The sequence below is a fragment of the Alkaliphilus peptidifermentans DSM 18978 genome (assembly GCF_900101495.1).
Taxonomy (GTDB): Bacteria; Bacillota; Clostridia; order Peptostreptococcales; family Natronincolaceae; genus Alkaliphilus_C; species Alkaliphilus_C peptidifermentans.
On sequence record NZ_FMUS01000057.1, the window covers coordinates 1 to 6085 of the forward strand.

A 6085-nucleotide genomic window follows, 5' to 3' on the forward strand; every position below is an offset into this window, starting at 1 on the left:
GTTTGAAGTAGAACCATATGTATCATGTGAAGACGCAATATCCACATGGCCTGAGACAGCAACAAGTATAGGTGTTAAATTGTTAGAAGATGGATCAATAAAGATATTTGCCCCATATGGTTTAAATGATTTATTTAATATGATATTAAGAAGGAATCCAAAGAGAATAACAAAAGAAATATTTTTAAAGAGAGTATTAGACAAGCAGATTTGTAAAAAGTGGCCAGAGGTAAAAGTAGTTTATGATTAAAGACTTTTGGTGTATATAGAGAACTTGAATTGGCAAATGGCATACATCAGATAACAATACATTTGCATAAGGTGCTGGAAGTACGTTTTACGGGAATGTTCAGCACCACACCTTCTCACTGGGTGCAAGCACCGCCAAGGTAGTATTCCTATGGGGTCCAGTTCGAAGACATCGCAAATGCGGGACCGTTATATGGCAGAAAGGTAAGGGTGTACATAATCAAAATTTGGAGGCCTACTTGTTATTACTACATATGGCAGTTGTACAAATAGAATAGATGCAATAGTAGAATATGAAGTATTGATAGTTTAAATGATATGAGGTGAACTTAATGAATATATATTATGCAGACCAATATTTCGCTCAAATCTCAGCTAATCCATATAGAAATAATCTGCCATATACTGACGATTGGATTATGCTGAAATTATTGGAAACAGCAAAAGATTTAAATCTTTTACAGTACGTAAAAGGTGAAGTATCCAGGCTATTTATTACAAAAGAGGGCGGTAACTGGGAACATCAAATATTCGATTTTATACAGTATCAATCATCATACAATAAAAACATAATTTTGGCTGTTGATAAAAAGGACTTGGATACTGCACAATCTGTATATGGCAATCAAAGTTACACAGATAGGTTTTTAAGGCCATATGAACGAAAAATACTTATACACACAACTACTAAAGAGAATTACAATGCAATCATGCATGACGGATATTTGAAATCGTGGAATTCGCTGAAGAAACTCAGCTTTTTGAAAGAAAATACACCTGTCGGGCGGTTATTTGGAGACCCGCCTGACTACAGCGACTACATAATGTTTACGAATGGCGGATTAGGCGCGGAAAGAGTAGTATCATCGAGGCAGAAAGGTAAAATCGATTTAAATTTTGATTCTCCATATATAGCAGGAGCCAGATTTTATTTTGATGCTGATAAAATTGCCAAAGATGGACTGCTTGTAAGAGATGGAAGACATTTAAAGGTAAAAGACAGTTTATTAATCAACAGCTATATACTATGGATAGCAACGCCAGATATACTTGGTATCTCAGAAGAAACGACTCCACGCATATTTGCAGAAAAAGCAAACGCTATGTTTGAGCAAAAATATGGAATTTCAGTGCAATGATACATGTACCCAGTAAGCATAATTAGAGGTTCTTATCCCAATGTTATCAAAATCGCAACTGATTAAAATCCATATAAATGAAAAAAAGAAACGCATTCTTCACATAATATGCAGTTAATTGCTAGAAATTTTGAAAAGAAAAGTGAGGATTGGAAGGGCTCTATCAGAGGACTTTGATTGATTCCGCCATATAACAATGTTTTTACGCAGGGGTGCTTGCGGGTACGTGTTACGGGGAAGGTCAAGCACCACACCTTCTCACTGGGTGGCAAGCACCCCCAAGACTGTCTATCTTTAGGGTCCAGTTCGAAGGCGTCGTAAACACAGAGACGTTATAGGAAATGGCAATGCCAGAGCAATTCTTTGAAGTTCTATTTGTTTTGGGATGGTGAATATAATTATGGATGTTAAGAATGATTGGAGATTACAAGGACAAGAAAGCTATTTGAAAAATAAAAGACTATATAAAAGTGAATTTAAAATTAATAGTAAAAACAATGATCATGCCCATTGTGAATTTTGTTGGAAAAAGTTCTCTGAATGTGGGACTAATGATTCACTCAATATTGGCTATTCAACAAAAGACAAGTATCATTGGATTTGTTGCGATTGTTATGAGGACTTTAAAGATATCTTTAATTGGAAGTTATTGGTAAAGGGGAAGGAAATGAAGTGGAGATTTGTAGGAAGTACAACTGAAGATAAATTTATAATTGATGGGATAGACATTTTTAAAGAAAAATGGGAGAGCACAGGAGAAGTTGCTGATGTTATAGATCCACTTTATGGACAACCGTTTAAGTTTAATGTTTGGAGAGTGGAAAATGAAGATGAAATAATCATCTTCGCAGCTGGAGAGTTTTCAAATAATGTTTTTGGAATATATTGTAGATAAAGTTATTTAAAAGTCTATTGCCACTCCCTATAACAATATGTTTACGGGAGGTGCGGGCAGGCACGTGTCAGGGGAAGGTCAGCGCACCACATCCCTTCACCGGGAGCGAAGCTCCGCCAAGGGGACAGACATTAGGGTCCGGTTCAGAGACGTCGTAAACACGGAGACGTTAGCTGAAATACTTTGTATCGAGAACTTGGAGGGAAGCTTTATATGCAATGAAGCAAGTTAAAGAAAAAAGTAGAATCATTATTTTGTGACTCGTTAAGAGATAGGGTTAAAGTATATATGACAGTTTATAGAAACGCTCATGATGAAGCATCACATTTTTGGATTGAGTTAGATAAATTTACTATATTTGATGCATCTGAGTTAAGATGGATGGTTCGTTATTATAAATTGTCTGACGAAATACGTGAAGTAACAGGGAATACAGATTGGAGAGATCCTAATCAAAAGGAAGAATACTATAAGGCATATGATTATGCAGAAAAAATATTGGAAAGACAAGGCATTTATTCAGATACATATTTTTATGCTGCATTAGAAGAGTATATCTCAAAACCAATTGAAGATATTATAATCTCAGAATACATTGTTGTAAGAGCATTAGGAATGATTGATAGACGCTTAGGAAAAAGAAGACTTCAAAAAATTAATAAAGATGAATTAAATAATGGTTTAGTAAGGTTATTATTTGAAATAAGGTGCTAAGCTGAAAAAATTGGTCATTGATACAAGATTATTGATTGTATATTGTCTTGGTACGATAATAAGGATTGAGGTAGCGTACTTCATCTAACATGCCCATTCCCACTAGGGTCTGTAGGCACCGTCGAGGGGCAGGGCAGACCACACTCACTTAGGGTAAGGCTTTGGGGCGCGGTAAGTGTCGGGAATGGCAGAAACGTTAGTGGACATTTAACTAAAGAATGGAGATCTGAGAAATATGTTTGAAATAGACAATGAAAAACTTAAAATCATAGAATCTTTACTAAATGAAGGGAACTCACATTACCCTTTATTGAAGGCAATAATATCTAACAAAAAGAAAGGAAAAGCATATATAGATTGCTTAAATAAGCCTTCTGTGGCAGGAGTATTAACTGCTAATGGTTGGTTCTACTTGTTAGGGAAAAATATAAGTGCTGATTTTAGTGAAAAATTAGAGAAATTTCTTCTTCAAAAGATTATTATAGATAAGTTACCAATACTTTGGTTTGGAATCCCTAGAGAGTGGAAAGTTAAAATGCTTCAGAATACATCTGTAGTTATTGAAGATTATCCTAGAAATCAATATGAGTTTATAGAACATAATTATAATACATGTGTAGGAGACTATCTAGAATATAAATTGAAAGCAATTTCTTCGGAAAACATTGATGAGGTTTTTGAATATAATGGGGATCTATATAATTTTTGGAGAACAAAAGAATTGTTTATGGAAAACGGATTTGGATATATCCTATTAGATGATAACAAAATAATCGGACATTCTATAAGTGCATCAGTAGAAGATTTAGAAGTAGAGGTTGATATTGGAACGGAAAAAGGATATAGAGGAAAAGGAATAGCTAAATATCTTGCTTCATGTCTAATTGATGTGTGTCTACAACGATCTATGATACCTAAATGGGATTGTGGTGTGTGGAACATACCATCAGACAAATTAGCTCTAAAACTAGGGTTTAGGAAATTAAAAGAATATCCATTTAGCATTATTCATAAAAAATAGTTTTATAAACATCCACTAACAAGCCATTCTCGATAGGGGCAAGAAGCACCATCAGGGAGAGGGTCTCTGTATGCACCGTCACGGAGCAAGTTCAGCACCACACCTTCTCACTGGGTGCAAGCACTGCCTCATACCAAGTTTGACGGACACAGAATCGTGATTGTATAATTAAATCATGAAAGGGTGTTAAAAATGTCAAGTAATAACAATAGGTATGATGATGAATTTAAAGCTAGTGCTGTAAAAATGGTTGTAGAAAAAAGACGACCAATTAGTGCTGTAGCAAAGGACCTTGGAGTATCAGAACCTGCTCTTAGAAGATGGGTAAAAGCAAACACTGAGCATGAAGATGCTGTTTCTAAGAAATTAGTTGAACTGGAAGCTGAAAACAAAAAACTAAAAAAAGAATTAGATGACGCTAAGGACACAGTCGAAGTACTAAAAAAGTCAGTAGCCATTTTCATAAAACCACAGAAGTAACAAATGCCACTAAATATGAATTTATTAAAATAAACGCTTCTGGGCATTCTGTGGAGAAAATGTGCAATTTACTAGAAGTGGCCCGAAGCGGTTATTATGACTGGGTTGAAAGACCTGCATCCCAAAGAGAAATAAAGCATAATAGAATACTTAGAGAGATTAAAAGAATTCACAGGAAGTATCCAGTATGGGGTGTTGATCCAATTTGGGCTGAGGTAAAAGAAATAATCCCCTGCAGCCGCAACACAGTCTATAGCATTATGAAGAAAAACGGCATAAAATCAAAGCGTAAAGCAAAGTGGAAGGCAACCACCAACAGCAATCATAATTTAGCAGTAGCACCAAATCTATTAGACCAAAACTTTGATATAAAAGTACCAAATACCGTCTGGGTGGGGGATATTACCTACCACTGGACAGAGGAAGGCTGGTTATATACAGCCATTGTTAAAGACCTATGCACCAAAGACGTAGTTGGCTATGCTATGAGCGACAGAATGACCAAAGAACTAGTTATCAAGGCAATGGAGATAGCTTTAAGGCGTGAGAAACCATCACCTGGATTAATATTTTACTCAGATAGAGGAAGCCAGTATTGTTCAAATGACTTCAAAGATCTGTTAAAAGTCAATCACGTAAGTCAAAGCATGAGCCGTAAAGGTAACCCCTATGACAATGCCTGCGCAGAAAATTTCTTTAGCTGTTTAAAGTGCGAATGTACTAATTTTTATTCCTTTAGAACCAGGGAAGCCGCTAAACAAGCTATATTTGAATATATAGAGGTCTATTATAACCGCCAAAGGCGGCATGCAGCCTTAGGTTGGATAACTCCTGCTGCCTATAAAAAGATGTGGTACTGGAATCTTGCAGCATAAATATAGGTTTTGGATTGATTGCTTAGTGCTAAAACAACTTGAATTACTTGTTATGTCAAGGGCGGCATAGCCGTTCATTTAACCCTTGATATTACTAGAAATTTAAGTATACTACTCAAAGCAATACTCCAAAAACCGAGATATCGAAAGCAAATCTGAGATATTTAACTTAATATTAAGATATGCTCACGAAACGGTGTCCGAAAAAGAGAGAAAGGCTCAACGATCACATAACAACATGTTTGCGGAAGGTGCGGGAGGGCAAGTTTTGAGGGCAAGGTCAGCGCACCACATCCCTTCACCGGGAGCGAAGCTCCGCCAAGACGGTCTAGCTTTGGGGTCCGGTTCAGGGACGTCGTAAACACGGAGACGTTATAGGAAATAGTGATATCGGAGATTTTATTTGGGGTCTATTGAAAAGAAGAGATAGTACACAATAGTAAGAAAGTGCGTAACAATAACTATACATATTTAAGGGGTGAATAAATGAGTTTTATAAGATTGGAAACAGAACGTTTGATTATACGTGACCATATAGTTAGTGATTTGGATACTCATCATCAGCTATTTTCAAATTCAAAAATCATGTATTACCTTCAAGATTTAAAGACTCATACAATAGATGAATCAATGAAGAACCTTCTATTAGCGATAGAAGAAATTAGCAACAATAATAGGACAAAATATTTTCTAAGAATTGAAAAGAAAGATA

At 35.8% G+C, this 6085-nt stretch carries 6 protein-coding genes and 2 pseudogenes; all 8 read left to right on the forward strand.

Annotated features, from left to right (window positions below; all coding sequences use genetic code 11):
* Positions 1-250: nucleotidyltransferase family protein (locus BLP68_RS21020; RefSeq protein WP_143003146.1), on the forward strand; the 250-nt coding region annotated here is incomplete at its 5' end.
* Positions 251-581: 331 nt separating this feature from the next.
* Complete coding sequence (locus BLP68_RS21025) at positions 582-1388, forward strand: hypothetical protein (protein WP_091547706.1); 807 nt, start codon at positions 582-584, stop codon at positions 1386-1388.
* A 400-nt stretch (positions 1389-1788) separates the two neighbouring features.
* A complete protein-coding gene (locus tag BLP68_RS21030; protein WP_091547708.1) occupies positions 1789-2283 on the forward strand; it encodes a hypothetical protein in 495 nt (164 codons plus the stop codon).
* A gap of 234 nt (positions 2284-2517) precedes the next feature.
* Positions 2518-2997 (forward strand): annotated as a pseudogene (locus tag BLP68_RS21035) (SF0329 family protein); the annotation flags it as partial.
* A 235-nt stretch (positions 2998-3232) separates the two neighbouring features.
* Positions 3233-4018, forward strand: a complete 786-nt coding sequence (locus BLP68_RS21040) for a GNAT family N-acetyltransferase (protein WP_091547711.1) — start codon at positions 3233-3235, stop codon at positions 4016-4018.
* A 192-nt stretch (positions 4019-4210) separates the two neighbouring features.
* Positions 4211-4498: a transposase gene (locus tag BLP68_RS21045; RefSeq protein ID WP_091547713.1), complete on the forward strand. Its 288-nt coding sequence runs from the start codon at positions 4211-4213 to the stop codon at positions 4496-4498.
* 20 nt (positions 4499-4518) lie between these two features.
* A pseudogene (locus tag BLP68_RS21050) lies at positions 4519-5373 on the forward strand (IS3 family transposase); the annotation flags it as partial.
* Positions 5374-5859: 486 nt separating this feature from the next.
* Positions 5860-6085: hypothetical protein (locus tag BLP68_RS21055; protein ID WP_330389259.1), on the forward strand; the 226-nt coding region annotated here is incomplete at its 3' end.

Bases quoted from the DNA above. Each gene is read 5' to 3' on its own strand.
- BLP68_RS21025 (WP_091547706.1), top strand. From the start codon at position 582: ATGAATATATATTATGCAGACCAATATTTCGCTCAAATCTCAGCTAAT.
- BLP68_RS21030 (WP_091547708.1), top strand. From the start codon at position 1,789: ATGGATGTTAAGAATGATTGGAGATTACAAGGACAAGAAAGCTATTTG.
- BLP68_RS21040 (WP_091547711.1), top strand. From the start codon at position 3,233: ATGTTTGAAATAGACAATGAAAAACTTAAAATCATAGAATCTTTACTA.
- BLP68_RS21045 (WP_091547713.1), top strand. From the start codon at position 4,211: ATGTCAAGTAATAACAATAGGTATGATGATGAATTTAAAGCTAGTGCT.